This is a genomic window from Vagococcus allomyrinae (genome assembly GCF_017829975.1).
Lineage (GTDB): Bacteria > Bacillota > Bacilli > Lactobacillales > Vagococcaceae > Vagococcus_D > Vagococcus_D allomyrinae.
This window is the reverse complement of record NZ_JAEEGA010000001.1, coordinates 553,070-578,140: the sequence shown is the minus strand read 5'-3', so window position 1 is coordinate 578,140 and position 25,071 is coordinate 553,070. Positions and strand designations below refer to the sequence as shown.

At 39.4% G+C, this 25,071-nt stretch carries 29 protein-coding genes; 10 read left to right on the top strand and 19 right to left on the bottom strand.

Annotated elements, in window-relative coordinates:
- Positions 1 to 20: 20 nt before the first annotated feature.
- The 4 genes from I6N95_RS02595 to I6N95_RS02580 all read right to left on the bottom strand — a co-directional run bounded on the left by I6N95_RS02595 (position 21) and on the right by I6N95_RS02580 (position 3,553).
- Positions 21 to 446 (bottom strand): hypothetical protein, encoded by a 426-nt coding sequence (locus I6N95_RS02595; RefSeq protein ID WP_209524773.1) that lies wholly within the window; start codon positions 444 to 446, stop codon positions 21 to 23.
- Between the two features lie 4 nt (positions 447 to 450).
- Positions 451 to 1,296: a carbohydrate ABC transporter permease gene (locus tag I6N95_RS02590; RefSeq protein ID WP_209524772.1), complete on the bottom strand. Its 846-nt coding sequence runs from the start codon at positions 1,294 to 1,296 to the stop codon at positions 451 to 453.
- 13 nt (positions 1,297 to 1,309) lie between these two features.
- Positions 1,310 to 2,209, bottom strand: a complete 900-nt coding sequence (locus tag I6N95_RS02585) for a carbohydrate ABC transporter permease (protein WP_209524771.1) — start codon at positions 2,207 to 2,209, stop codon at positions 1,310 to 1,312.
- Positions 2,210 to 2,278: 69 nt separating this feature from the next.
- Entirely contained in the window at positions 2,279 to 3,553 is a 1,275-nt protein-coding gene (locus I6N95_RS02580) for an extracellular solute-binding protein (protein ID WP_209524770.1), read from the bottom strand.
- Between the two features lie 306 nt (positions 3,554 to 3,859).
- Here I6N95_RS02580 and I6N95_RS02575 point away from each other — a divergent pair, with 306 nt between their 5' ends.
- Positions 3,860 to 4,771: an ArsR/SmtB family transcription factor gene (locus I6N95_RS02575; RefSeq protein ID WP_209524769.1), complete on the top strand. Its 912-nt coding sequence runs from the start codon at positions 3,860 to 3,862 to the stop codon at positions 4,769 to 4,771.
- Positions 4,772 to 4,812: 41 nt separating this feature from the next.
- Here the strand turns inward: I6N95_RS02575 and I6N95_RS02570 are convergent, their stop codons facing one another.
- From I6N95_RS02570 to zapA, 6 genes are all read right to left on the bottom strand, one after another.
- On the bottom strand, positions 4,813 to 6,558 hold the full coding sequence (locus I6N95_RS02570) for a glycoside hydrolase family 2 protein (protein ID WP_209524768.1): 1,746 nt from the start codon (positions 6,556 to 6,558) through the stop codon (positions 4,813 to 4,815).
- A gap of 254 nt (positions 6,559 to 6,812) precedes the next feature.
- A complete protein-coding gene (locus I6N95_RS02565) occupies positions 6,813 to 7,442 on the bottom strand; it encodes a fumarylacetoacetate hydrolase family protein (RefSeq protein ID WP_209524767.1) in 630 nt (209 codons plus the stop codon).
- Positions 7,443 to 7,603: 161 nt separating this feature from the next.
- Positions 7,604 to 7,912: a thioredoxin gene (trxA, locus tag I6N95_RS02560; protein WP_209524766.1), complete on the bottom strand. Its 309-nt coding sequence runs from the start codon at positions 7,910 to 7,912 to the stop codon at positions 7,604 to 7,606.
- Positions 7,913 to 8,117: 205 nt separating this feature from the next.
- Positions 8,118 to 10,484 (bottom strand): endonuclease MutS2, encoded by a 2,367-nt coding sequence (locus I6N95_RS02555; protein ID WP_209524765.1) that lies wholly within the window; start codon positions 10,482 to 10,484, stop codon positions 8,118 to 8,120.
- Between the two features lie 122 nt (positions 10,485 to 10,606).
- Positions 10,607 to 11,152, bottom strand: coding sequence for a CvpA family protein (locus tag I6N95_RS02550; protein WP_209524764.1), 546 nt, complete (start codon positions 11,150 to 11,152; stop codon positions 10,607 to 10,609).
- A 45-nt stretch (positions 11,153 to 11,197) separates the two neighbouring features.
- The gene (zapA, locus tag I6N95_RS02545) at positions 11,198 to 11,650 is read right to left on the bottom strand and encodes a cell division protein ZapA (protein WP_209524763.1); all 453 of its coding nucleotides are present in this window, start codon (positions 11,648 to 11,650) and stop codon (positions 11,198 to 11,200) included.
- Between the two features lie 317 nt (positions 11,651 to 11,967).
- Here zapA and rnhC point away from each other — a divergent pair, with 317 nt between their 5' ends.
- Positions 11,968 to 12,885, top strand: coding sequence for a ribonuclease HIII (rnhC, locus tag I6N95_RS02540; protein ID WP_209524762.1), 918 nt, complete (start codon positions 11,968 to 11,970; stop codon positions 12,883 to 12,885).
- 66 nt (positions 12,886 to 12,951) lie between these two features.
- On the opposite strand, the gene I6N95_RS02535 is transcribed toward rnhC, so the two are convergent.
- The 6 genes from I6N95_RS02535 to I6N95_RS02510 form a co-directional block, all read right to left on the bottom strand.
- A complete protein-coding gene (locus I6N95_RS02535) occupies positions 12,952 to 13,278 on the bottom strand; it encodes a DUF1292 domain-containing protein (protein WP_209524761.1) in 327 nt (108 codons plus the stop codon).
- A gap of 79 nt (positions 13,279 to 13,357) precedes the next feature.
- Entirely contained in the window at positions 13,358 to 13,780 is a 423-nt protein-coding gene (ruvX, locus tag I6N95_RS02530; protein ID WP_209524760.1) for a Holliday junction resolvase RuvX, read from the bottom strand.
- Positions 13,777 to 14,046: an IreB family regulatory phosphoprotein gene (locus I6N95_RS02525; RefSeq protein WP_209524759.1), complete on the bottom strand. Its 270-nt coding sequence runs from the start codon at positions 14,044 to 14,046 to the stop codon at positions 13,777 to 13,779. The genes ruvX and I6N95_RS02525 overlap by 4 nt, the downstream gene beginning before the upstream one ends.
- 188 nt (positions 14,047 to 14,234) lie before the next feature.
- Positions 14,235 to 15,272, bottom strand: a complete 1,038-nt coding sequence (locus I6N95_RS02520) for a peptidylprolyl isomerase (protein ID WP_209524758.1) — start codon at positions 15,270 to 15,272, stop codon at positions 14,235 to 14,237.
- Positions 15,273 to 15,439: 167 nt separating this feature from the next.
- Entirely contained in the window at positions 15,440 to 15,790 is a 351-nt protein-coding gene (locus I6N95_RS02515; protein ID WP_209524757.1) for a YtxH domain-containing protein, read from the bottom strand.
- Positions 15,787 to 16,218 (bottom strand): HIT family protein, encoded by a 432-nt coding sequence (locus tag I6N95_RS02510; protein ID WP_209524756.1) that lies wholly within the window; start codon positions 16,216 to 16,218, stop codon positions 15,787 to 15,789. Before I6N95_RS02510 ends, I6N95_RS02515 begins: the two co-directional genes overlap by 4 nt.
- A gap of 216 nt (positions 16,219 to 16,434) precedes the next feature.
- On the opposite strand from I6N95_RS02510, the gene I6N95_RS02505 reads away from it, so the two are divergent.
- The 4 genes from I6N95_RS02505 to trmB all read left to right on the top strand — a co-directional run bounded on the left by I6N95_RS02505 (position 16,435) and on the right by trmB (position 20,095).
- Positions 16,435 to 17,175: an ABC transporter ATP-binding protein gene (locus tag I6N95_RS02505; protein WP_209524755.1), complete on the top strand. Its 741-nt coding sequence runs from the start codon at positions 16,435 to 16,437 to the stop codon at positions 17,173 to 17,175.
- Complete coding sequence (locus I6N95_RS02500; RefSeq protein WP_209524754.1) at positions 17,175 to 18,395, top strand: ABC transporter permease; 1,221 nt, start codon at positions 17,175 to 17,177, stop codon at positions 18,393 to 18,395. Before I6N95_RS02505 ends, I6N95_RS02500 begins: the two co-directional genes overlap by 1 nt.
- 143 nt (positions 18,396 to 18,538) lie before the next feature.
- Positions 18,539 to 19,321, top strand: coding sequence for a phosphotransferase family protein (locus tag I6N95_RS02495; protein ID WP_209524815.1), 783 nt, complete (start codon positions 18,539 to 18,541; stop codon positions 19,319 to 19,321).
- 126 nt (positions 19,322 to 19,447) lie between these two features.
- Positions 19,448 to 20,095: a tRNA (guanosine(46)-N7)-methyltransferase TrmB gene (gene trmB / locus I6N95_RS02490; RefSeq protein WP_209524753.1), complete on the top strand. Its 648-nt coding sequence runs from the start codon at positions 19,448 to 19,450 to the stop codon at positions 20,093 to 20,095.
- 48 nt (positions 20,096 to 20,143) lie between these two features.
- Here trmB and I6N95_RS02485 read toward each other — a convergent pair whose 3' ends face one another.
- Both I6N95_RS02485 and I6N95_RS02480 read right to left on the bottom strand, forming a co-directional pair.
- Positions 20,144 to 20,479: a PepSY domain-containing protein gene (locus I6N95_RS02485; RefSeq protein WP_209524752.1), complete on the bottom strand. Its 336-nt coding sequence runs from the start codon at positions 20,477 to 20,479 to the stop codon at positions 20,144 to 20,146.
- A 133-nt stretch (positions 20,480 to 20,612) separates the two neighbouring features.
- Positions 20,613 to 21,197 (bottom strand): NUDIX hydrolase, encoded by a 585-nt coding sequence (locus tag I6N95_RS02480; protein ID WP_209524751.1) that lies wholly within the window; start codon positions 21,195 to 21,197, stop codon positions 20,613 to 20,615.
- A 214-nt stretch (positions 21,198 to 21,411) separates the two neighbouring features.
- On the opposite strand from I6N95_RS02480, the gene pepA reads away from it, so the two are divergent.
- From pepA to ytpR, 4 genes are read left to right on the top strand one after another with little or no spacing between them, the layout of a single operon-like run.
- Complete coding sequence (pepA, locus tag I6N95_RS02475; protein ID WP_209524750.1) at positions 21,412 to 22,488, top strand: glutamyl aminopeptidase; 1,077 nt, start codon at positions 21,412 to 21,414, stop codon at positions 22,486 to 22,488.
- Positions 22,489 to 22,496: 8 nt separating this feature from the next.
- Positions 22,497 to 22,808 (top strand): thioredoxin family protein, encoded by a 312-nt coding sequence (locus I6N95_RS02470; RefSeq protein WP_209524749.1) that lies wholly within the window; start codon positions 22,497 to 22,499, stop codon positions 22,806 to 22,808.
- 19 nt (positions 22,809 to 22,827) lie between these two features.
- Positions 22,828 to 23,289 carry a universal stress protein gene (locus tag I6N95_RS02465; RefSeq protein WP_209524748.1) on the top strand — a complete coding sequence of 154 codons (462 nt, stop codon included), beginning with the start codon at positions 22,828 to 22,830 and terminating at the stop codon, positions 23,287 to 23,289.
- 23 nt (positions 23,290 to 23,312) lie between these two features.
- The gene (ytpR, locus tag I6N95_RS02460) at positions 23,313 to 23,939 is read left to right on the top strand and encodes a YtpR family tRNA-binding protein (protein ID WP_209524747.1); all 627 of its coding nucleotides are present in this window, start codon (positions 23,313 to 23,315) and stop codon (positions 23,937 to 23,939) included.
- Between the two features lie 102 nt (positions 23,940 to 24,041).
- Here the strand turns inward: ytpR and I6N95_RS02455 are convergent, their stop codons facing one another.
- A complete protein-coding gene (locus I6N95_RS02455) occupies positions 24,042 to 24,986 on the bottom strand; it encodes a 3'-5' exoribonuclease YhaM family protein (RefSeq protein ID WP_209524746.1) in 945 nt (314 codons plus the stop codon).
- Between the last annotated feature and the right edge of the window lie 85 nt (positions 24,987 to 25,071).

Below are 25,071 nucleotides of genomic sequence, written 5' to 3'. Positions count from 1 at the left end.
CTCTCCTAACTCGCTACACGTTATTGCGAGCGACTATATTCATTTGTTCTTATTTTTTTTATTGCTTGTCTCTTAGCCACTAGCAAGACTAAACTGATCACGGCTAATATTAGACTGATAATGTCCATGACAAGTAACGAAAATAGCGACACCACACTTAACCAAACCACCCATTTCTTACTAGTCGTATCTTCTTTCATATAACGTTTGGCCAGGACCAGATGAAACAAGCCCAAACCGATTAACAGGGTCCCAAATAAACTGATGAAGATAAAGGTACTACCAAAAAGTGACTCCATCGCTTTTGCATTTTGATAGCTTAATTCAGTTAATTGGCTGACTTGATGCCGTTTAAACAACCCATAAAAGATAATCGTTATAACACCATCTATTAATTGCCAAATGCCTAATAGACTGACGACGCGACGCTCCATTGATGATTTCATCGGCCTACCCCTTTACACCAGAAGATAATGACATGGATTCTAAGAAATATTTTTGGGCAAACAAATACAATAAGAAGGTTGGCACAATCGCAACCAGCGCCCCTGCCATTAACAAGGTCGGTTGGGCTTGATACATTCCTTGAAGCAATTGCAAGCCGGGCGTAATAGGCATCTTGTCAATATCATTAAAGACAATTGAGGGCCATAGGAAATCGTTCCATGAGCCAGTAAAGGCAAACAACGACACTACTAATAAAATCGGTTTAATCACCGGCAAAATCACCCTCAAAAAGATTGTCATTTCACCAGCCCCATCGATTCTAGCGGCCTCATCAAATTCCTTCGGAATATTGTCCATAAATTGTTTCACTAAAAAGATATTCATAACTCCTGAAGCTCCAGGAACAATCATCGCTAAAGGCGAATTAACCCAGCCAAAAGTATCCACGATTTTGTACAGAGGGATTAAATTGACCACACTTGGAAACATCATCGTTGCCATCAAAAAAGCAAACAACTGATTTTTCCCTTTAAACTGTAAACGACTGTATGCAAATGCTGAAAAGGACACCACCACTAAGACTAACAAGGTGTGACTGACAGAAATGACCATTGAATTAGTAAACCATTTAATTAACGGAGTGCTCGCATTATTAAACAGCAAGGACGTATAGTTCGTCATAACCCACTCAGCTGGCAAAAATTTAAAACCACCAGTCATAAACTCCATTTCAGACTTAAAGGAGGTTACTCCGCCCCACAGCAAGGGGACAATCCAAATAATGGCCATCAAGAATAAGAATAGAAATGCGGCGATTTTTGGGTAACTAATTCTTCCTTTGTTTTTCATCTGCTTATTCCTCCTAGTCCTTATTTCTCAAAAATTTAAATTGCAAACCTGCTACAATCATAATACAGAACCCTAATAGTACAGCCATGGCTGAAGCGATCCCGGCAATTGATTGACCTGATCCGAAGGCATTTTGTTGAATATTCATCAATAGGACTCTCGTTGAACTGGCAGGTCCACCAGCCGTTAACATCAAAGGCTGGCCGTAAACATTAAATTGGGCGATCGTCGTAATCACAACCGTGTATAACAGCTGCCCTTTAATGCTTGGCAAAGTTATCTTAAAAAACTTCTGAACTGCCGATGCCCCATCAATATCGGCCGCTTCATAAAAATCTTGCGAGATACCATTTAAAGCGGCTTGATAAATGATCATATTACCACCGATGGTCCACCATACCGTTACCACCACAATGGCAATCCAAGCATAAGGTTGCGTGCCTGTCCAAACAATATCTAAGTTAAACAAATTATTGATCGGTCCGTAAGTCACGTTAAACATCAGTGTCCAGATAATCACGACAGCAGAGATCGAAAACAATGAAGGTAAATAAAACAACGATTGAAACAGCTTGCCTAACTTCGGTTTTGCATTCAGAGCCGCTGCCAATAACAGTGGCACAATAATACAAAATGGGACAGAAAAAATAACAAAGAAAAAAGTATTTTTCAAGCCATTGTGAAACTGTTCGTAAAAAGTTGAGTCCTTTTGAAAGAGAATCTCTTGAAAATTTTGTAAGCCGACAAAGGTTGGCGAATTAACTAAATCCCAATCTGTCATTGAAATATAGATCCCAAATACAACTGGGATTAAGAAGAAGATAACAAATATTAGGAGATGTGGGGCGACAAATAGCCAAGGCATTAATTGTTTATTTATTCTGCTTTTACTGATAGAACTGCTAGTTTCCATACTTATTTCCCCTTTTCCATTTACTACAAACAATTTCTTGGTGTGAACTCACACCAAGAAATCGATTGGTTATTTGCCTGATGAATCTTTCGCTACTTTATCCGCTACTTCTTTTTGCATATTCTTAACAGTTTCTTCAACTGGTACTTTACCAAAGACCGCATCTAAGCCATTGGCATCAATAAACTCAGAAACATAGCCATTGTACTTGTAATCAAAGATCTTCAGTGTTGCTTGTTGTTCTGGGGTTGCAAGATAGAATGACTGAGGCATTTCCAAATATTCTTCATCATCCAACAAACTCAAACTTGCCGGATTTTGTCCTGCTTTAGCCCACTCCAACGAATTATCTCGTAACCAGTCAATAAATGCTAAAACACCTTTTGTTTTCTCTTCTGAGCGATCGTCATTTTTAAACATGACAAACTGATGTGATGATGACCAGTTAATCGTCTTGCTTAAATCATCTGATAGTTGTGGAGAATTGGTGAATCCCCAGTCTATTTTAGCGTCCTTAATATTGTTTTGAATCCAAATTCCTTCTGGGAAAAACAACAATTTATTACTGACAAACAACTGGGTTGGGTCTTCTCCGTCTTTAGTTGTTAAGCCCGCTTTTGACAAGGATTGCCATTTATTAAAGGTATCAATAGCGGCTTGATTATCAAGAGTTGGTTCAATGCCATCGGCACTTAATTCACCACCATTTTGAGCATAGAGAGACAAGAAGTTAGGTTTCATCCAAGTAATCGCTAGACCTCTAATATCATCTTTTTTAGCGGCCTTACTGGCTTCTTCGATTTCATCAAACGTTAAAATATTATCGTCTAAAGCATTCGGCAAATATTTTGCTAATAAGTCTTTATTGTAGTATGTTCCCCAACTATGAATATCTAAAGGCAGGCTATAGCGACTGCCATCTTTTTCACCTAATCCCCAAGCTTCTGGCACATAGTTTTCAGCCTTTATTTCTGGGAAATCTTTCAATAACTCGTCATAGGTTAACAACATATCATTGTCCTTATACTGAGTAATTCGTTCGGCATGAACAATGTTCAAATCAGGAATATTTTTTCCAGAATTAACCACCGTGGGAATCTTGGTATACATATCCCCTTCTTTCAAGGAAACATTTTTAACTTTAAACTCAGGGTTAGTTTTGTTATACTCATCGATCATTTTTTGCATATTGGAGCCGTCCGCTCCAGTAAAAGGGTTCCAAAACGTGATTTCATTCGTCTTGCTCTTCGCTTCTTTTCCATCCTTACTGCCACCACACCCAACCAATAAGAGTGAACTTAGTGCTACGGCTACTGCCCCGATCAAAAATTTATTACGTTTCATCTTCCTTACCTCCATTTTCTATTTTCATTAACATAATAGTTAATCTAACTACTCATTTTTGTTTTCTAACGGTTAACTACTCCTGATAACTGCTTTTACCAAACACTCTTACATTAACCCTTAAGTTAATGTTATAATTCTATTTAAGGGATTATTTGATTGATAAATAATAGCAAATAATCAAAGCGCGAGTTCCCTTGGATTTTATCATCAGTTGCAGAAGTGGGCTTTTAACTTTTCCAGCTAATCGTTTCACGATAAAAGACGACTCACTTATAGGAACTGGCTAAAACATTGGAGGTCCTTATGGAACTAGATATTAGCACAGACTCATTACCCGTATATGAAGTATTGGCCAGCGAAACTCGGCTAAACATCATCAAACTATTAGGAAAAGAAAAACGCAACATCTCAGAAATAGCGACTGCTCTTAATCTAAGTAACGCTATCATCACTCGCCATATCCAAAAAATGGAAGCCGCTAACATCATCAAATCTGAAAAAGTGCCTGGTAAATCTGGGGTTCAAAAACTAGTTTTCCTCAGTGTTGATGATATCCACATCAGTTTTCCGGAAAAAATCTATCACGCATTTAATCTGCATAAAACCGAGCTCAAACTTGGGCATTTTACTAATTTTGACGTCAATCCTACTTGCGGCCTAGCCACAACCGCTAGCATCGTCGGTAAACCTGACGATCCAAAATATTTTATGGACAGCGACCGAGTCAATGCCTCTTTGTTGTGGTTCTCAAAAGGCTTTGTCGAGTACAAGATTCCTAACTTATTACAAGATAATCAACACGCCGAGATGCTTGAAATTAGTTTTGAACTCTCCTCAGAGTTTCCTTTGTCAAATAACGTTTGGCCAAGTGATATTAGCATCTACATCAACGACATTAAAATCGGCGTGTACACAGTGCCTGGTAATTTCTCTGATACAAGAGGACGCTATACCCCCACTTGGTGGAATAGTCAGTTCAGCCAGTACGGTCTATTAAAACACTTGCGAATTAACACATTAGATTCTGGTATGGACGGTGAACCCTTCTCTAGCATCACCATTAACGACCTTAAATTAGATCAGAACTCCCTAATCACCTTAAAATTTGCTGTTGAAAGTGACTCGCCAAATGTCGGCGGGCTAACACTCTTTGGCAAAGGTTTTGGCAATCACGACCAAGATATCCTAGTAAATCTCTACTACATCGATGATTAAGTACGCAAGGCTCATCTTGTGTCATTAAAGATGAGCTTTTCTTAATGTTTACGGCGCTCGTTAATTCTTCTCACATCACTCAAGTCAACTTTTGCTTGGCGATCTGGTGTCAGTAAACCATTTACCTCCTGTTCAACATCTGTTAACTGGGTATAACAATAGCCAGAAACATAATCAAGATTTTGAATGGCTTGGTGAATCTCGTCGAAGCGTTCCATAAACTCACGGTCATCCTTCACTTGGTTCCCATACCCCCAGCCTTCTTCACTGGTAAAAGCAATCCCACCAAACTCAGAGACAATAATTGGCTGTCCATTATATTGATAGCCTTTGGCAAAAGCATAAAAGTCTTTGTTAAACATCAACTGATTGGTCATGATTTTATTTTTATCCTCATAACGCTTATTAAACAGGGAAATCGTTTCTTCATAATCATGTAGCGTAATGATGTCAGAAATGGTATGAACCCATCCATCATTTGTAATAACTGGCCGCTGAGAATCAATCGCTTTTGTCAGGTAATAAATACTTTCAGTAAACTTCTGTTGTTTAACATCATCATAAATATTGCCAATTCCCCATGATTCATTAAACGGGACCCAAGTAATAATCGAAGGGTGATTGTAATTCTGTTTGACAACTTTTAACCATTCAGCAGTAAACATTTCAATGGCCATGTCATTAAATTCATAAGTCGCTGCCATTTCAGACCAAACTAATAACCCATGTTTGTCACATAAATATAAGAAACGCTCATCTTCCGTTTTCTGATGTTTTCGCACACCATTGTAACCCATTTCCTTGATACGCAGAATGTCTACTTCTAGGGACTCTAAAGAGGGTGGCGTCATACCGGATTCTTGCCAATAACCTTGATCAAGTATCAATCTTTGATAGAGATTATGTCCATTCAATAAGACAGTGGAGCCTTCGATTGAGATCGAGCGCATCCCAAAATAGCTGGCCACACAATCAACGGATTGATCATCGACAACTAACTCTAATGTCAAATCATATAAGTTAGGGGTTTCAGGTGACCACAAGTGAAGTCCCCAACCAGTATCCTCTCGATCCACTACCGATAAACTGAGGTGGCTTAGTTCCTGGGGCAAACTATGAGTCGTTTTACTAATAGTTTTACCTTCAAAGGAAATCGTTGACCTAACTTCATAGCTTTTGTTTCGATCATAGTCATTTAGTTGGATCTCACATGCCACTTTTTGTTGAGCAATTTCTGGCGTTAGCTTAATATCACTAATATGGCTAGTGGCAATTGGCTCTAACCAAACTGATTTCCAAATCCCTGTCGTTTGCACATACCAGCACCCAAAGTTATCTTTTAGCCAGCGTTGTTTGCCTCGTGGCTGTGAGCACAATTGTGTATCTTCGACTCGAACAACAATTGTCATGTTGTCTGTCTCACCAAATAATTGAAAACTAAACCGACTATAGGCCCCCTGATGATTGCCAATTTTTTCGCCATTGACCCAAACTTGAGTATCATAGTCGACACCTTCAAAATGAAGCAAATAGGCCTTTCCCTCTTCCACCTTGACTTCTTTCTGGTACCAGACGACTGGGACAAATTCTTCATGATGAATGCCGCTTAACTCTGTCTCATAGGTGAATGGCACGTTAATCTTTTCAGAAGTCGTCCATCGCTGAAACCATTTTTTCTTCAGCCCCTCATCATTTCGATCAAATTTAAATGACCACTCACCATCTAAAAGCAGCCAATCTTCCCGAGCCATTTGTGGTCGTGGGTGTCCATTGCTTATGATATTCATCTTATTCCTCCTTGTTTAACTAAAAAGTAAAACACACTAATAATCTTTTTACTAAAAAATCTACTAAACAGCTGTTAAAAATAATATATACCAGTTCAACAGCCTTGTCAAGCGCTTTCAAGAATTTAACTTTATCGTTAACCCCAAAGTGAAAGAAGCAAAAAAAAGACGCCTGCGTTTAACTCAAAAGTTAAACACAGACACCTAATTCTCCTTGATTCACATTTTCTTAGGAAATTAACCAAACCGATAACCTATTTCAATCCTACCGTAAACTCACCTAAACAGCCATCGTTTAGGTACATTTCGACTTTGTCACCATCAGCTAAAGCCCCTACTCCTGCTGGTGTACCAGTAAAAATAAGATCACCAGTCTTCAAATCAAACTGTTCCCAACAACTAGCCAGAAGCTCCTCTAATTTAAAAATCATCAGTTGAGTGTTTCCGTTTTGAACGATTTGATCATTAATTTTCAAATGGAAATTCGTATCAGCGAAAGCCTCTAAACTGCTGTATGGCAAGCCTTCTGTTAAGACTGCGCTATTTTTAAATCCTTTAGCTCGTAGCCAAGGTAAACGCTTTGCTTTCAAATCGCTCTGTAGGTCTCTTAATGTCAAATCCAAACCCAACGCGACTGAACCAAGAAGCATCTCTAAGGGTTGATCTGGTGTATAATCAGCCTTCATTTGAACGACTAGCTCTATTTCATAATGAACGTCTCCCTGTTCCTTTGGTAAAACAATCCGTTGATCTCCCTGACAATAAACGACGCTGTGAGTCGGCTTCATAAACCAAACAGGCTCCTCTGGACGCTGATTGTCCAACTCCTCAATATGGGCTTGATAATTCCGCCCTACACAAAATACATTACCAATTGACTCCACTAAGACACCTCCATCATCATTCCATCATCCTCCATTTGTCAGGACAATGACCACTTCTACCATCAATAATTAAGGTTTCCGCTATTTTTAAATCATAACTGAAACCTCGCCTTAAAGCAAATAACCTGCGAATCAAAAGATTCACAGGTTACCAATGATAACTAAGCGTATTTGCTTAAAATTGAGCTTAGTTGTTCTTTACGATGAAGACCAACTAAGGTTTCAACAACTTCGCCATCTTTTTTAACTAGCAAGGTTGGAATACTTTGAATCCCAAATTGAGCAGCTGTCGCTGGATTTTCATCCACATCCATTTTTGCAAATGTCACGCTGGTCATTTCTCCTGCTAATTCATCAATGATCGGTCCTTGCATCCGACATGGACCACACCAAGTGGCCCAAAAGTCTACTAAAACAACCCCACTGTTCGTGTCAGTTGCAAAGCTATTATCTGTTACTGTTTTTACCATAAATATTTCCTCCTATTTCGAAATGCTCTTTCAGCCTACACGCTTCCATCCACACTAAATCAACACGCAACAACAATAAGCTTAAGCTGTCCTTCTGGAAGTCAGTCTAAAAACTAACGCCTTTAAACTAAATTTCTCTCTTTACACTATTAATTATAACAAAGCTTTTTAGTTTTCTCTAATATTTGGATTGGAGATGCGCTCATTACTTAAATTGAACAATCGTGGCGCCACTGCCCCCTTGATTATACGGCGCAAATTCAAATTTCTTCACACTGCGGTGATTTTTTAAGTAATCGGTAATCCCAGTTCTCAGCGCGCCTGTTCCTTTACCATGAACAATCGTCACCTGAGAGTAGCCAGCCAAAATAGCCGCATCTAAATACTGATCAACTTCTTGAAGGGCATCTTCATAACGACGTCCTCTCAAATCTAACTGCGTCGACACTCGCGGCCCGCCGCTATTTCGCACTGTGGCAACTGTCTTTTGCACCGCTTCTTTCTCTGGTGCCAACAATGTCATATCGTCTTCACTAACAGTCATTTTCAAAATTCCCAATTGAACCTGCCAGTCTCGATTGCCAATCTTTTCTAGCAAGGTCCCCCGCTGTCCAAAGGTCTGAACTATGACATCATCACCTGGTTGAAATTTTTTCTGTTCCTTGGCTTTTTGCAAAACTTTATTTTTCTTTAGCTGTTGTTCATCTTGATAAAGATCAACAATTTTGGTACGAGCTTCGATTAATTCATGCTCTTTCACATTGCCATTACCACTAGCCAGTTGCATTTGACGAATCTCATTGATCAGATTTTCCGCCTTTTCTTCAGCCTCACGAACAATTTCATTGGCTTTTTGCTTGGCAGCAGCTAATTGCTTTTCTCGTTCTTCAAAGAAATAGCCATAGGCATTCTCAAGTTCCTGGTGCAAACGTTGGGCCTCATCAACGAAATGACGAAGCTCCAAATACTCTGTTTCAGCCATTTTACGTCGGTTTTCTAAGTCAGCGATCATCTCATTCAAATCTTGACTTTCACCATCAATAATTTGCTTCGCTTCCTCAATGACACTGTGATCTAATCCCAGACGTTTCGAGATTTCAAAGGCGTTACTGCGTCCAGGCACACCAATTAATAGTTTATATGTTGGACTTAATGTGTCCACATCAAACTCCATACTAGCGTTGACAGTGCCAGCCCGATTGTAGCCATAAACTTTTAATTCAGGATAGTGAGTCGTAGCCATCACATAAGCACTTTTTGCTCCCACATTGTCCAGAATAGAAATGGCCAAAGCCGCTCCTTCTTGTGGATCAGTTCCCGCTCCTAACTCATCAAAGAGCACCAAACTATCACTGTCAACTTTTGACAAAATATCCACAATATTGGTCATATGAGATGAAAAGGTACTCAAATTTTGTTCAATTGACTGTTCATCACCAATATCAGCATAGATACCAGTAAAAACAGCAATCGTGCTTCCCTCCGCCGCTGTAATCGGCAAGCCTGACTGCCCCATAAGTTGTAACAAGCCTAAGGTTTTTAAGGTAATCGTCTTCCCACCGGTATTAGGTCCGGTAATCAGGACGGCTTGAAACTCTTTGCCAATTGTAATATCATTGGCCACAACTTGCTCAATCGGAATCAAAGGATGACGTGCAAAGTGCAAGTGAACATGTTTTTCCTCACTCAGTTTGGGAACAACAGCCTCGTATCTCTTCCCAAATTCCGCTTTCGCTTGAATAAAATCCAATTTACCAAGAACATAGGCATTATGTAAAATCTCTTGACGGTAAGGGGCCAATTCATTAGAGAGCTCCGCCAATATCCGCTCAATCTCCTGTCGTTCAGCAATTTGATGCTGACGCAGTTTATTATTTAATTCAACCACTTGTTTCGGTTCCACAAAAACCGTTTGACCAGATGCACTTTGATCATGAACGACGCCACCAAAAACACTGCGATATTCTGCTTTTACTGGAATGACGTAACGATCATTTCGCATGGTCACCAATGCGTCACTAAGGTACTTAGCATTTTTCCCACGAATCAAGCCATCTAACTGCTCCCGAATGCTCTGTTCACTCCGTCTAATCTGTGAACGAATGGTTTTTAACTCCGGAGATGCCTCATCTGTAATGCGCCCATCTTCCTCAACCGACTCGCGAATGCGACGAGACAAACTAGGGATGGTAACCATTTGCTCTCCCCATTCATAAAGACGATGTAACTCTATTTCCGCATCTGCCAAGTCCCCAAAAAAGCGCGTTAATTCTGAGGTCGTTTGCAATACACGACCGACTTGGGCAATTTCAATCCCATTGAGCATGGCACCAATTTCAATTCGTTTCATATGAGGGCGAATATTTTCCAGTTTAGGTATCGGAATACCGCCGCGCAAGCGTAAAACTTTCGCTCCGTCCTCTGTTTCCAACAGCCATCCAGTAATTACTTCGCGATCACTAACGGGTTCTAAGTTCAGCACTTCTTCTTGTCCCAGGGCTGTTCTAGTCAATTCACTTAAAAGCGTTTTGATTTTTTCAAATTCTAACGTTTTTAAAATTTTCTGATTCATTTCTTCACTTCCATTTCTTCAAAGGTCGGTTTCCAGCTATAATCTGAAAACACCTCCCTAGCAACTTTTAACCATCTCTATTTTACAGCAGAAAAGCTGAACCTTTTCCGTTCAGCCCTGTGTTAACCAACTGTATTTAACCACCAGATAACCACTTGATTAGAAAAATATGGCGTGCTCTCAACAATAAAACGAGCAATGCCGCTTCCTCTAAACAGATTTTGAATAAAGTCAACAGGAATCATCGCTAACACCGAGAGCGCAAAAAAGATACCCATATAGACAATCACAAAACTTAAGATGCCACCACCAAGGATATTCACTTGTTTTACTAATGGGAAAAAAGTAAGGTTGTGGCATAAAATGCCGATAAAACGCGTAATCAGCCAACCAACGAATAAAATCAATAAGAAGGCTAAACCTGCGTAAAAAGCTTGATCGAGCTTAAACAAACTGTCCCCTTCAAAAAAGACTAGTTTACTATCAGCATTAGGTGCCGGATAAGGTACTAAGAGTTCAATTTTATTGGCCAGTATTAAATAATACTTTTTAGCCATCGCCAAGGACAAAATGTAGCCCACTGTTAAAATAATTTGCATGACTAATCCACGTCGAGCGCCTGTATAAAAAGCCACTGCCAACGCAATAATAATTACAATTGTTAACATATATTCAACCTTTTCCTTTTCGAGTCTTTCTATTAAATAGCGTCGCTATCCTTTTTTATTGGAGAGTTTTGCCGCATTCTGTTGAATCTTTTCAATAACTTGTTGATTCATGATTTTTTGGACATCGGCCGGTGAGATAGTCTCTGTTTCTTTGCCATTCGTGGCAAGTGCTTTCCTTGCTTGGCTTTCCATTTCATCATAACGTTGCAATCGAGCTTCCAACTCTTCAACGTGTCTCACTTTCTCTCTCAATTCACTAATTTCTTTTTCTAAATAGATAATTTTTTCTTCTTTTTTCAATTGATCCGAGATGGAATTAATTGCCAGTAGTATAGACGCTTGCGATATATCAGTATTAGGTGAAAGTGACATAATTTCTTGCAATTGATCATTGGCAAGTTCTGTGACAATGTCCATATGAGTTTTACTTTCACTGCCAATTATCGTATATGTATTATTTGCGATTTTCGCTTTATATCTTTTTTTCTCTTGAGACATGACGAATCCTCCATTATTCTATCTATCGATATCCTATTAACTAATGGTCAACTAAAGCCAATCAGATCTTTCCTTTACCTCCCATTTAGACAACTCCTAGGGAAGACATATCTGTGCGCAAACTCTATCTAGCCATAGTTTACCATTTATTTTGCCAATAATTGAATGAAAAACCTTGATTTATGCTTATTTTAAACCTTTATCTATTATAAATTAGATTAAATGAATTTACAAACCCAATTATGTCATTTGAGATTTCTAACAAAATTGTTTAGAATAGAAGCAGAGCTTCATTATGAAAAGAAGGGAATACCACCATGGCAAATTCAAGCGTTATAAAAGTGTCACCAGCTACCATCAAAAAAATGGCGGCCCACTATCAAGGAAGTATTAAAGCAAAAACCCCACCTTACGCTGAGTTTTCCGCGAAAGTTGGCAATGTCACGATTACCGCCTACACTTCAGGAAAAGTTATGTTCCAAGGGGACGGCGCTGAAATCGAAGCCAGCAAGTGGGGAAATAGTCTAAGTTCTCCAGCTAAAAAAACTACCGCCAACAATAGCCTGCCGAAAGATTTTGCTTCTTGGTCTGTCATTGGTAGCGATGAAGTCGGAAACGGCAGTTACTTTGGCCCTGTGGTAGTTTGCGCTACCTATGTTGAAAAAAACCAAATGCCCCTGTTAAAAGAACTGGGAGTCCGCGATTCCAAAGAACTGACGGATAAACAAATCCGCTTAATTGCCGATGACCTAAAACTAGCTGTTCCTTACCATGAGTTGATTGTGACGCCTGAAAAATACAATCGCATTCAACCTGACTATAATGTCAACCGCATGAAAGTCGCTTTACACAATCAAGCAATTTTCTTATTACTACAAAAAATTGCCCCGATCAAACCTGAAGGAATCTTAATCGATCAATTTACACCTGAGAGCAACTATCGGAAGCATTTAGCCCGTGAAAAAAATCAAGTAAAGGAAAAAATTTATTTTACCACTAAAGGCGAACAGTATCACTTATCTGTTGCAGCAGCCTCCATCATCTGTCGAGCTAGTTTTTTAGATGCCTTAGATCAAGCGAGTAAAGAACTAAAGATGGTTATCCCTTCAGGGGCAGGGCCTAAATCTGATGTAGCTGGTGCAAAATTGCTGAAACGAGGTGGCATGGAGCTACTGGGAAAATATGCCAAACTTCATTTTGCCAACACCCAAAAAGCTCAAAAAAAATTGAACTAAGAGAATCCCTTAATAGTAAAAGAGAGACCACAGTCCCATCGGCTTGTGATCTCTCTTTTGTTTCTATTAAGCTTGTTCTTCATCTTCAACAAACGCGTTGAAAACTTCTTCAATCATGTCCCACTCAGCATCTGTTTCGATATTGCGTAAGTCACCTTCTGTACTGCCTTCAGCTTCAATGTATTCATAAGCTAATAACTCAACTTCGGCTTGCTCATCATCTTCTTCAACACCTGCTGGGAAAAGCAATACGTATTGCTTGTTAGCAAATTCTTCTTCACCGTCGATCGTCAATAAAATTTCGAATAAAGACTCATTGCCTTCTTCGTCAATCAAGGTAATATACTCGTGGTCATGATCGTGATCATGATCGTGATTATGGTCGTGTGACATTTATTTTCCTCTTTTCTCGTCATTACTTCAGCTTACATTATAGCTCAACTTCAAGCATTTGCCTATTGATATTAATCATTTAATTGGCATGTTTATCTAAGTAATTTTGCAAAATCATAACAGCAGCTAATTTATCAATCACTTTTTTTCGTTTATTCCGAGAAACATTGCCTTGCTCGACTAACATCCGCTCAGCTTCAACAGTTGATAGACGTTCATCTTGATACGCAACTGGCAAACCCGTTAATAATCCCAACGCTTCTCCATACTTCATGGAAGCTTCTGCTCTTGGACCAATGGAATTATTCATGTTTTTAGGTAAGCCAATGACGATTTGTTTTACTTGATACTCAGCAATCAGCTCAAGCACCCGATCATAACCAAAATCATCAACAGCCTCATCAATTCTAATAATTTCGATGCCTTGAGCGGTCCAGCCAAGAGGATCGCTAATAGCGACCCCACAAGTTTTTGATCCCACATCTAATCCGATGATTCTCATTTAATCTCAATTCCGTGACCGGATAAATAGTTTTTCACTAACTCTTCCATGATCTCATCTCGTTCGTGACGACGTATGAGATTTCTGGCGTCTTGATAGCGAGGAATATACGCTGGATCTCCTGACAATAAATAACCGACAATTTGATTAATCGGGTTATACCCTTTCTCTTCCAATGCACGGTATACAGTTGACAAGGTCTCACTTACTTCTTGTTTTCGGTGATCATTAAAATCAAAACGTACTGTTTCGTCTGTAAAACTCATCCATCTCCACCTCTTTTCTTTAAATAGTCATCTCCATTTTACAAGAAATAACGGTAAACTACAAACAATATCATGACTTTCAAGCACTTTGACCAGAAGCTTAGTCAATACTTCAACATTTTGCCTACTAAAGACAACTCATTATTTAAGAAAAAGCCAAAGTCTTTTTCAACTTTGGCTTTCGAGAGTTATTTTGATTCTTCAGTTGAACTTTCTTCTGCACTCTCTTTTGTAGAACTTTCTTTTGTAGAGCTCTCTTTCGCAGAGCTTTCTTTAGTTTTACTTTCTTTTGTAGAACTTTCAGCTGTTGAGCTAGCTTTTGTTTCTTCTTCGATAAAGCCAGCAAGAACACCTTTCAGGTCTTCATCTTTAATTTTAACATTAGCAGCTTTTAACTCTTTGCTGATAACTTCTTGTTGAAAGGCTTGGTCTGCCAATTTAGCATCTGTCGCAATTTCTTTTAATTCTTTTTTAAATGGTTCCATTTCGTTGCCCTTATCTTGCGGTTTAACCATTTTAACGATGTAGTATGTTGTTATTTCAGTCATACCATTGTTGCCTACAACTGGTATCAACGCTGATACTTCGTCTTTTTTCAATTTAAAAGCAGCTTCTTGTACTTCAGCTGGAATTTCTAATGAAGTTGAATCGAATGTCACTTTACCATTTTCGGCACTTGAAGCATCCGTTGAATTTTCTTTCGCTAATTTACCAAAGTCATCACCTTTGTTAGCTTTTTCTAACACTTCTTTAGCTTTTGCTTCATCATCCATCGCAATTAATTGAACTTCAACTTCTGGATGGAATGTTTTCCACGTTTCTTTTAACTCTGCATCCGTAATCTTAACGTGAGATTTCATCATTGCTTCAAACGCAAGTTGTTGTTTGATTTGCGCTTTATACGATGCTTCAGTCAAGCCTGCATTTTTCAAGGCGTCTTTAAAGGCATCAGCTCCACCTAATTGTTCTTCTGATTCTTTATATTTCGCGTCAATATCTTTTTTATCAACTTTATCCCCAAAACCATTTTCAGCTACTTTGTAGATGATCGCTGATTGTAAGGCCTGTTGGTTCGCATCTTGAGTTTTAATCTGATCAAAGAATTCTTCTTGAGTGATTTTACCACCCTTCATCGTTACTAACTCGGTGCCGCTATTAGAGCAGGCTGCTAATGTGATCACGCTGAATAACCCTACAATAGCCAAGGCTAATTTCTTTTTCTTCATTATTGCACTTCCATTTCATTTTAATTTAATCCTAGTAAAAAATAATTCCACCTCAATAACTATACCATAAACGAGTACAGAAACAACTACCCTCTAGTAGTTTTTAGAATGAAATCAAAAAAAATTCACGAAAAAGATGAATTTGATTGCCAAATTCATAAAATAAACTATAAATTATGATTATCTGTATTTTTTCCCAGATGTTGGTTGATCTGTTCCATTTGTTTCGTTATTTCCGCGAGCCGCGGCTCTGCCTTAAATTTGTAAGAAGCAACAGATTTTTGTGTTTCTTCCTTAAATGTCGGTAACACCTCTACCGCCGTACTTTTAAGTGTTATCAACGAGTCCTGAAAAGCTTTTAAACTATCACTTAGGTCATAAGTTAAATCAGTGGCTTCATCCACCTCATCGATTAATTTGCGTCGAGTCTCGTTGCCACTACGAGGGGCCAGTAATAGACCAGCGACACCGCCAACAACTGCTCCAAAGGCCAGTCCCTTAATAAATTTACCAATCATGATTGACTCACCTGCTCACTTATTTGTTCTGCTAAGGCTGCCATCTCATCAGATGAATATTGGCTGCTGTTGTCGGCAAAGCGAATGCTAAAGTCATCTTTTTTACTGTAGCGAGGCAATAGATGGAGATGGGAGTGGAAAACCGATTGATAGGCCAATTCTTTATTATTATTAACTAAGTTTAAACCCTCCATCTCCGGAAAGGCTTTTTCCATAGCGCGAGCAATCTTCGGTACTCGAGCAAATAACTGACTTGCAGTTACCTCATCGTATTCGAAAATATCGGTGACGTGCTTTTTAGGAATGACCAACGTATGACCTTTAGTCGTTTGGGTCAAATCTAAAAACGCGTAAACAACCTCATCCTCGTAGACCTTATAACTAGGAATTTCCTGATTGACAATCTTACAAAAAATACAATTATCCATGAACTGTTCGCTCCTTTTCTACTTTTTCTCGATAGCCAGACTTGATAATCAAGCTGGCTTTACGCTACTTCTAATAATAAAGGATAGGTCTAGTAAAAGTCAAAAACTAATCTTGGGCAATTCAGCAATTCCTTACTTTTTTCACACTATTAGCAAACATTATTCTGGAAAGACTATGTTATAATTGAAACAAGAAAAATAAACGGAGGCAATTAAATGAGTTTAGTAATTAAAAATTTGACTGGTGGTTATGGCCATATTCCAGTTTTAAAAGATATCAGTTTTGAGGTCAATAAAGGCGAAATGGTCGGGTTGATCGGCCTTAACGGAGCTGGAAAAAGTACGACTATCAAAAATATTATCGGGTTGTTAACGCCTCAAAAAGGACGGATTGAAATCGATGGAGAAATCTTACAAAGCAATCCTGAAAGCTACCGCCAAAAAATCGGATATATTCCTGAAACACCGGCTCTTTATGAAGAATTGACGCTTAAAGAGCACATCGAGGTCACCGCGATGGCTTATGATATCCCAGTAGAAGAGGCTCATAAGAGAGCACAAGTTCTATTAAAAACTTTCCGCTTGGAAAATAAATTAGAGTGGTTTCCCTCTCATTTTTCCAAAGGAATGAAACAAAAGGTCATGGTACTTTGTGCCTTTTTGATTGAGCCTAGCCTTTACATTATTGATGAACCCTTTTTGGGCTTAGATCCTCTGGCGATTCATGCCCTCTTGGAATTAATGAACGACATGCGCCAACAAGGGGCCGCCATTCTGATGTCTACCCATATTTTGGCCACTGCTGAGAAATATTGTGACCGTTTTGTCGTCCTTCATGAAGGTAAAATCAGAGCCGTCGGGACAATTGAGGATTTGCGCCGTGAATTTAATTTACCCGATTCCTCCTTGGATGAGATTTATATTGCCCTGACGGATGAAGAAGGAGCGACAGCCTAATGCAACAGTTTTATAAAGAACGACTAAGCCGTCATCAAACCAAGCTTATTCGCTACTTAAAATATGTCTTTAATGACCATGTCGTATTAATCTCCTCGTTTTTACTTGGAGGGTTTGGCCTCTATTATTCTGACTTAGTCAAAACACTGGATAGCAGCTTTATTTTAGGGAAACCACTGGTCGCCTTAATCTGGTTGATGGCCCTCTTTACCGGCCGCTTGGCTACTTTGATGAAAGAGGCTGACAAAATCTTTCTGCTACCTAAAGAAAGGCAGATGGTTGACTATTTGAAAGCTGCTTATCGCCATTCACTTTTATTGCCTTTTAGCTTGCTCTTGATTACCGTCGGCGTCGCCATGCCCTTATTAGTGGCAGTTGCTCAAACCTCACTTTTAGATTTTGCTTTATTTATCCTGATGCTTTGGTTATTAAAAGCCAGCCATTTGATGCAGCAATTTAATGGCTGTTTTTTAAGCAATGACGCACAAGAAAAAAAAGATACCTTCATTTGGATGGCTTTCGCTATTGTCGCCATCCTAAGCGCTCTGTATCTATATAGTGGTGCTGGCCTAATGATTGCCATCTTGTGTCTCGCACTTCAGACAGTTGCAACCAAAAAAACCTTTGCCACCCAAAATTTGGATTGGGAACGCATGATTAACCATGAGCAACAACGAATGAAACGAATTTATCAATTTATCAACATGTTTACCGATGTCCCAGGCATTTCCGGAAAAGTCAAACGCCGCAAAATATTTGACGGTCTCTTAAACAATATTAAAAAGACTCACAAAAACACTTATTTATATTTGTATAGCCGTAGCTTTTTACGCGGTGCTGAATATAGTGGCCTCTTCATCCGTCTAACCCTGGTTGGCACAATTGTCCTTGTATTTCTCAACGAGTTTATGTTAGTTCTGATCGTCTCGCTGGTGATTATCTATTTAATCGGATTTCAAATGATTCCTATGTATGGTCAGTTCGATTACATGGTGATGACTGAACTCTATCCTTTAACTAGTCAAGATAAGAAAGCAGCTGTTAACACGCTTGTCAGAGTGCTATTACTAATTGTTGGGAGTGTTTTTAGTCTTTTAGCCCTGTTGGTTTTACCTAATAAACTAGACAGTCTAATGGTAATTGGCGCTATTTTGGGAGAGATTTTGGTATTCACAGCTCTTTATTTGCCAAGTCGTTTAAGAAAAATCGACCGCTTTTAGGTTAAAGCGATGTCAGAACTTGACGAAGTCCTCTTAGGGTTTTACAATGAAAGATACTAATAGGTTTGCCCTTTTTTCCTCTTTGAGGATTATAAGTGTTTATTAAGAAAAATTATTTGAGACAGACGTTAGGTGGAGAAGATATGGTTGATTTTCAATTTGATAAAAACTGGTCTCTCCAACCTATCAAAGGAGATACTGGTAAAGCGTATATGGGAATTAATGACGAGGCTGAAAAAATCTTTATCAAACGCAACTCCTCACCCTTTATAGCCGCCTTATCCCTTGAAGGGATTGCGCCTAAATTAATATGGACAAAACGAACTGGAAACGGCGATGTCCTAACCGCTCAGGAGTGGTTAGACGGTTACCTTTTAAGTCCTCAAGATGTTGGGAAACGACTTGATGTTATTCATATTATGCAACACCTTCATCAATCTGACTCATTAAAAAATATGTTGTACCGAGTGGGAGGCGTCGAAAGACAGGCCTTCGATTTTTTAAGCGCCTATGCTCAAGACCTGCCCTTAGAATTAAAACGAAACCAGTATCTGATGCGAGTATTTCGTTATTTGGAAGATCACCTCCCTGACGCTGTCACCGTCCAAGCCTGTCACGGTGATCCGATTCATCACAACTGGCTACTATCAGAACAAGGCCGTCTCTATTTAGTTGATTGGGATGCCACCATGTTAGCTGATCCAGCGGCTGACCTCGGGACCATTTTAGGCCGTTATGTTTCCTATGATGACTGGCCAAGCTGGCTGACATCTTATGGCCTAAAAGAACCTGGCGAAAGTATCCAGCGAATCTATTGGTACAGCGGGATGGATTTCCTACAGCGAATCAAAACCTGTTACTTGCAACAAAACTTTAAGCAGATGAACCAGGAAATTCTCTTATTAAAACGACTTTTTATCTACTGAGGCGTCTTCTAGCAAAAGAACGACGAGACTCAATTGGCGCTACTCACTCTCTGATAGTATCAGAGAGTTTTTATATGAACACCCTTGCCATTAGGCTAACTAAACAGAACAAAGGAGTAATACAATATGCGTGTTAGAAACAAACCATGGGCGAAAGAAAATATTGAGGCAGCTCCACAATATGTGGTCTCTGAACCAGAAATTTGGCGTGGCCGCTGGGAAGAGCGTTTTGGCAATACTCAACCACTCCACATTGAAGTTGGTTCCGGTAAAGGACAATTTATTTATGGGATGGCGAAGGCTCATCCTGAAATCAACTATATTGCCATTGAAATTCAACAAAGTGTCTTAATTGATATTTTGGACAAACAATTGGCAGAACCTTTAGCAAACTTACAGATCCTACATGTGGACGGCGGTTCTGTTACCGATTATTTTAGCCCCCACGAAATCAGCCAAATTTACTTAAATTTTTCCGATCCTTGGCCAAAAAGTCGACATGCTAAACGCCGTTTAACCTATCACACTTTTTTAAAAGGCTATCAGGAAATTTTACCTCCAGAAGGTGAACTGCATTTTAAAACAGATAATCGAGGCTTATTCGAGTATTCTTTAGCTAGCTTCTCTCAATATGGGATGATTTTAAAGCAAGTTTGGTTGGATTTACACGCCAGTGACTTTGAAGGCAACATCATGACAGAGTATGAAGAAAAATTTTCGGCAAAAGGACAACCTATCTATCGCGTTGAGGCTTACTTTCCTGCGAAAAAATAAACAAAAAGTGGTCAACCCGTTCTTACGACAACTGGTTAACCACTTTTTTTATAGGCGATAAATATCTAAAACCGTCCCTGTATATGCATCTGCTACAAATTCATACTGCACCATTTCCAAGTCTTCCAGACGGGTAATTCCTCCTGTATATGTTTTCGACTTGATGGCAAATTTTTGTAAAGGCTGCTTACTAAATTCAATCCACGAGCCTTCGATTGGTCCTTCCTTTAAAAAAGCAGACTTGACACTTTCCAAAATAACATCGGCATTCATTGTTTTATTTTTTTTGTACCAAATAGTACCGATTGCTCCGCCGATTGTCCCGACAATCAGTCCTGCTAATAAACCTGCACCTAGATAATCATATTTTTCATCTTCAAACATCCCTGAAACCTCCTCTATCAATACCCTTAATTTTTGACGTTAAGTTTATTGTAGCACAGTTTTAAAATTTCAACCTCACTCGAATTACTTTTTCGATGACATTCATTTATTTTATGCACTTTTACCAAAGTCTCTAGCGGGATTTAAGTACTCCCTTTGATGACCTTTTAATAAAAGCTAACAACTTCTCGTAAATGGGGATCATCTCTGCCTCACCACTCATTTCAGCAATCTGGTCAAAGGCTACCCATTTAATCCCATTAGTCTCTACTTTATTTTGAATTAAATGGTCTTCTTCGTTTGCCAAAATAACATAAGCTACTGATAAGTGCTGATGAGCCGACACCCACTTACCATGCTTCAAATGACCAATCACAGGAATTATGTCCAGGCTGGCAATTTGATTGGAAAAAAGGGCCAAGTGCTCTAGACCAGTCTCTTCATAAGCCTCTCTTAAAGCTACCTGACCAAAGTTTGGATTGCCATCAACATGCCCCCCAGTCCAACACCACGTCTTGTATATTTTATGGTGAATAAATAGCGTTTTGGTTCTTTCTTGATTGATAATAAAACCAGAACTGCTAAAGTGAGCGATGGTGTTCTGCCGAGTTAACAGATCATCAAATAGGTCGTTGTAACACAAGATTTGCTTTTTATCCTGTTCTTCTTGAAGACATGTTGGCTGATAATGACGGATGATATGTTCCACTGATTCCATTTTGACCTCCTGAAAATATGATTGATTTAGCCTCTCTTTCAATTTTAACATACCTTTTCCTTTTCAAAAATAGTTCCTCACGGCCAGCCACAAAAAAAGATTCCCCTCTTTCTCTCAGCCATATGGAGAAATCCATGAAAAAAAAAACAGTTTGCGTTATAATGATACGTAACAAGTGAAAGTGAGGTGGGGCTCTGCAATTGCAGAGAATCATATGGAAGAAAAAACATTTCAACTAATCAAAAAAATGACAGAAGCTCAGGGAACTAGCGGATTTGAAGACGATGTCCGTGATATTATGAAAAAAGAAATGGCCCCTTATGTGGATTCAATCGAATTCGATGGCTTAGGTGGGGTTTTTGGCATTAAAAAAAGTAAAACTGAGAATGCACCTCGCGTTATGTTAGCGGCACATATGGATGAAGTTGGCTTTATGTTGTCCCAAATAACTGAAAATGGTCTCTTTAGAATCGTTCCTTTAGGCGGATGGAATCCGTACGTCGTATCGGCACAACGTTTTACTTTAAAAACTCGTAAAGGTGACTATCCTGTTATTTCCTCTTCTGTTCCCCCACATTTATTAAGAGGAACAGATGGCCAAGCAAAGGTAGAAGTCTCTGACATTCTGTTTGATGCTGGCTTTGAATCCAAGGAAGAGGCCGAGAGCTTCGGAGTGCGACCTGGGGACAGCATTGTACCAGATGTTGAAACAATAAAAACCGCCAACGGCAAAAACATTATCAGTAAGGCATGGGATAACCGTTACGGTTGCACATTAGTCATTGAAGCATTGGAAGCACTAAAAGACGTGGAATTACCATTCACTCTAATAGCTGGAGCAAACGTTCAAGAAGAAGTTGGCTTACGTGGCGCTCGTCCCTCCACACATAAATTTAAACCAGATTTATTTTTTGCTGTGGATTGCTCCCCTGCCAATGATTTAGATGGCAAAAAAGATACCTTCGGTCATTTAGGAGAAGGTTTCCTCGTACGGATTTTTGATCCTGGTATGATTACTTTGGGCCGCATGCGAGAATTTATCTTAGATGTTGCTGAATCACACAAGATCAAACACCAGTATTTTGTTTCTAAAGGTGGTACCGATGCTGGCGCAGCTCATATGGTCAACGATGGCATTCCAAGTGCGGTAATCGGCGTTCCTGGCCGCTACATTCATACCCATCAAACCATGTTTAGCATCAGTGATTATCAAGCCGCTAAAGATATGGTCATTACAACGATGAACAGCTTAACATCAGAAAAAATTAGCACGATCATTTATGGAAAGTAGGTAGCAAAGTGATTATTCCAACATCTCTAGAAGAAATAGCAGGTTATGTGAAAACAGGTAAACACGTCTTTTTCTTTACCGCCGATTGGTGCGGTGACTGCGTTTACATCAAGCCTGTTATGCCGGAAATCGAAGCGGAATTTCCAGATTATACGTTTGTTCAAGTTGACCGTGATGACTATCTTGAGCTATGCTCCCAATGGAACATCTTTGGCATTCCCAGTTTTATTGTGATTGAGGATGGCAAAGAGGTTGGGCGTCTTGTTAATAAACAACGTAAAACCAAAGAAGAAATTGTCACTTTTTTAACAAATCTCTAGCCTAAGGAAGGTGAAGAAAATGTTAGAATCACAAGAATACCAAGGAATTTTAGTCGGCATTGATGGCAGCGATCAAGCTCAAGAAGCCTTTGATAAAGCTATCTCCGTTGCCAAGCGAAATCAAGCGAGAGTCGTTGTCGCCCACATTATTGAAAACCGTCTCTACGGCAACATGGGGTATTCCTTAACCAATGCTGATTTATTACAACAAGAAACCGATCGATCAAAAGAAATGTTAGCTACTTATAAGGATTATGCTCACTCGAAAGGGTATGACAATGTAGAAACCGTTTTGGCCTTTGGTTCTCCAAAAGTTTTAATGGCAGAGGAACTACCTGAGAAATACAAGATTGATTTAATTATGGTTGGACAGTCCGGTCTTAGCGCTGTGGAGAAGCTGGTCATGGGAAGTGTTAGTGAATACGTCATTCGCCACGCTCCTTGTGATGTCTTAGTAATCCGTCCAACTGTTAGCGAATAATATATTAATTAAAGGAGCTCAACATGATTTTTAGTTACAATAAAGATGCCGTCGGCGATACTCTGATGGTAATCGTTGCGAATGCAAAAGGACAAGAGGTTAACCACGAATCCCGCGGATCAATTACCCGGGTATTTGTTAAGAATACCAAAGAAACTGTTGGCTGGAACTTCTTTAAAATTTCATCAACATTGACTGATTTAGTGGGTAAAGGACAGATCGACTTAACAGATGAGCAATTGACCGCTCTTAACCATCTTTTAGCCGCTGAAGGTTTTTCAGAACAAGTCAGTATTGACCGAACACCAAAGATTGTGACCGGTTTTGTCAAAAGCTGTAAAGCCCATCCTGATTCTGACCATCTCTCTATTACGCAAACAGAAGTTGATCACGGCGAAGTCTTACAAATCGTCTGTGGTGCCCCAAACATTAAAGCTGGCTTAAAAGTTGTAGTGGCTAAACCTGGTGCTATGATGCCTGATGGTCTGATAATATGGCCTGGTGAACTGCGTGGCCAAGAAAGCCATGGCATGATCTGCTCAGCACGTGAATTGGCCGTTCCCAATGCGCCGACAGCTCGTGGAATTTTAGAATTGCCTTTTGATACTGAAATTGGTGAAGCGTTTATCGGTAGCGACTATCAATTATAAAAATGGTCATATTGCTTAAAAGCCGCTGACCACTTTCGCCTTTGTCTCACAAAAATAAATACGTCCCGACTAGATCAAACAATCAAGTCGGGACGTATTTTGCTATTTCACATTTGGCAGGTAAAAACTTCGGTTGTCCATGCCAAATATTCGTTCGGTGTATTCCCCCGGTTCAATTAACTTCAAGGAACCGAGCATCATTTGGATGGAAGCATCCATATTATCAATTTGATGCAAGACCTCCGCTTCTAAAATCCGTGGTCTAACTGGTGAACCATATTCCAATAAGCCATGGTGAGCTAAAATCATGTGCTTCAACACAACAACATCTTCAGAACGTTCATCTAATTTTAATGTCTGGCAGGCTTTGGTAATTTCCTCATCCACAATCACTAAATGACCAATTAAATTTCCCGCCAAGGTGTACTCTGTTGAAACAGGACCAGATAATTCAATCACCTTGCCCAAATCATGTAAAATAACTCCAGCATAAAGTAAGGAAGCATTTAAATCCGGGTATTCTTTACAAATGGATTTCGCCAAGCGCAACATGGAAACGGTGTGGTAAGCCAACCCTCCCGCAAAGGCATGATGGTTTCGTTTAGCAGCTGGATAATCAAAAAACTCCGTTTGAAATTGAGTCATTAAATGGCGGACGATCCGATTCCAAGTGGCATTGGTAATATCAAAAATCGTTTGATTGATTTCCTCTATCATCTCCTCACGTTGAATCGGCGCCTTTTCCATATATAAATGAGGCTGATTTGGCTCTTCAGCTGTCGCCAAACGTAAATGAAGAATTTTAATTTGAGGGTTGCTTTGGTAAACCTCTCGCTTACCGCCTAAGAAAACAACTTTCCCAGCAACAAACTTCGAAATTTCATCCTCAGAAGCATCCCAAAATTTACCATCTATTGCGCCCGACGTATCTTGGAAGGTAAAGGCAATAAACTTCTTACCATTTTTGGCGATTCTAACATCTGCTTGTTTCACTAAGACAAAGATCTCAAAATTTTCATCGACTGCCAATTCTCTTAATTTTTTCATGGAAGCTCCTCCTAATTTAAATCGCTATTCGATTCACCAGTTTCTGATAAAAGACCGTCATGATAGCTATCAATTCAACTATCAT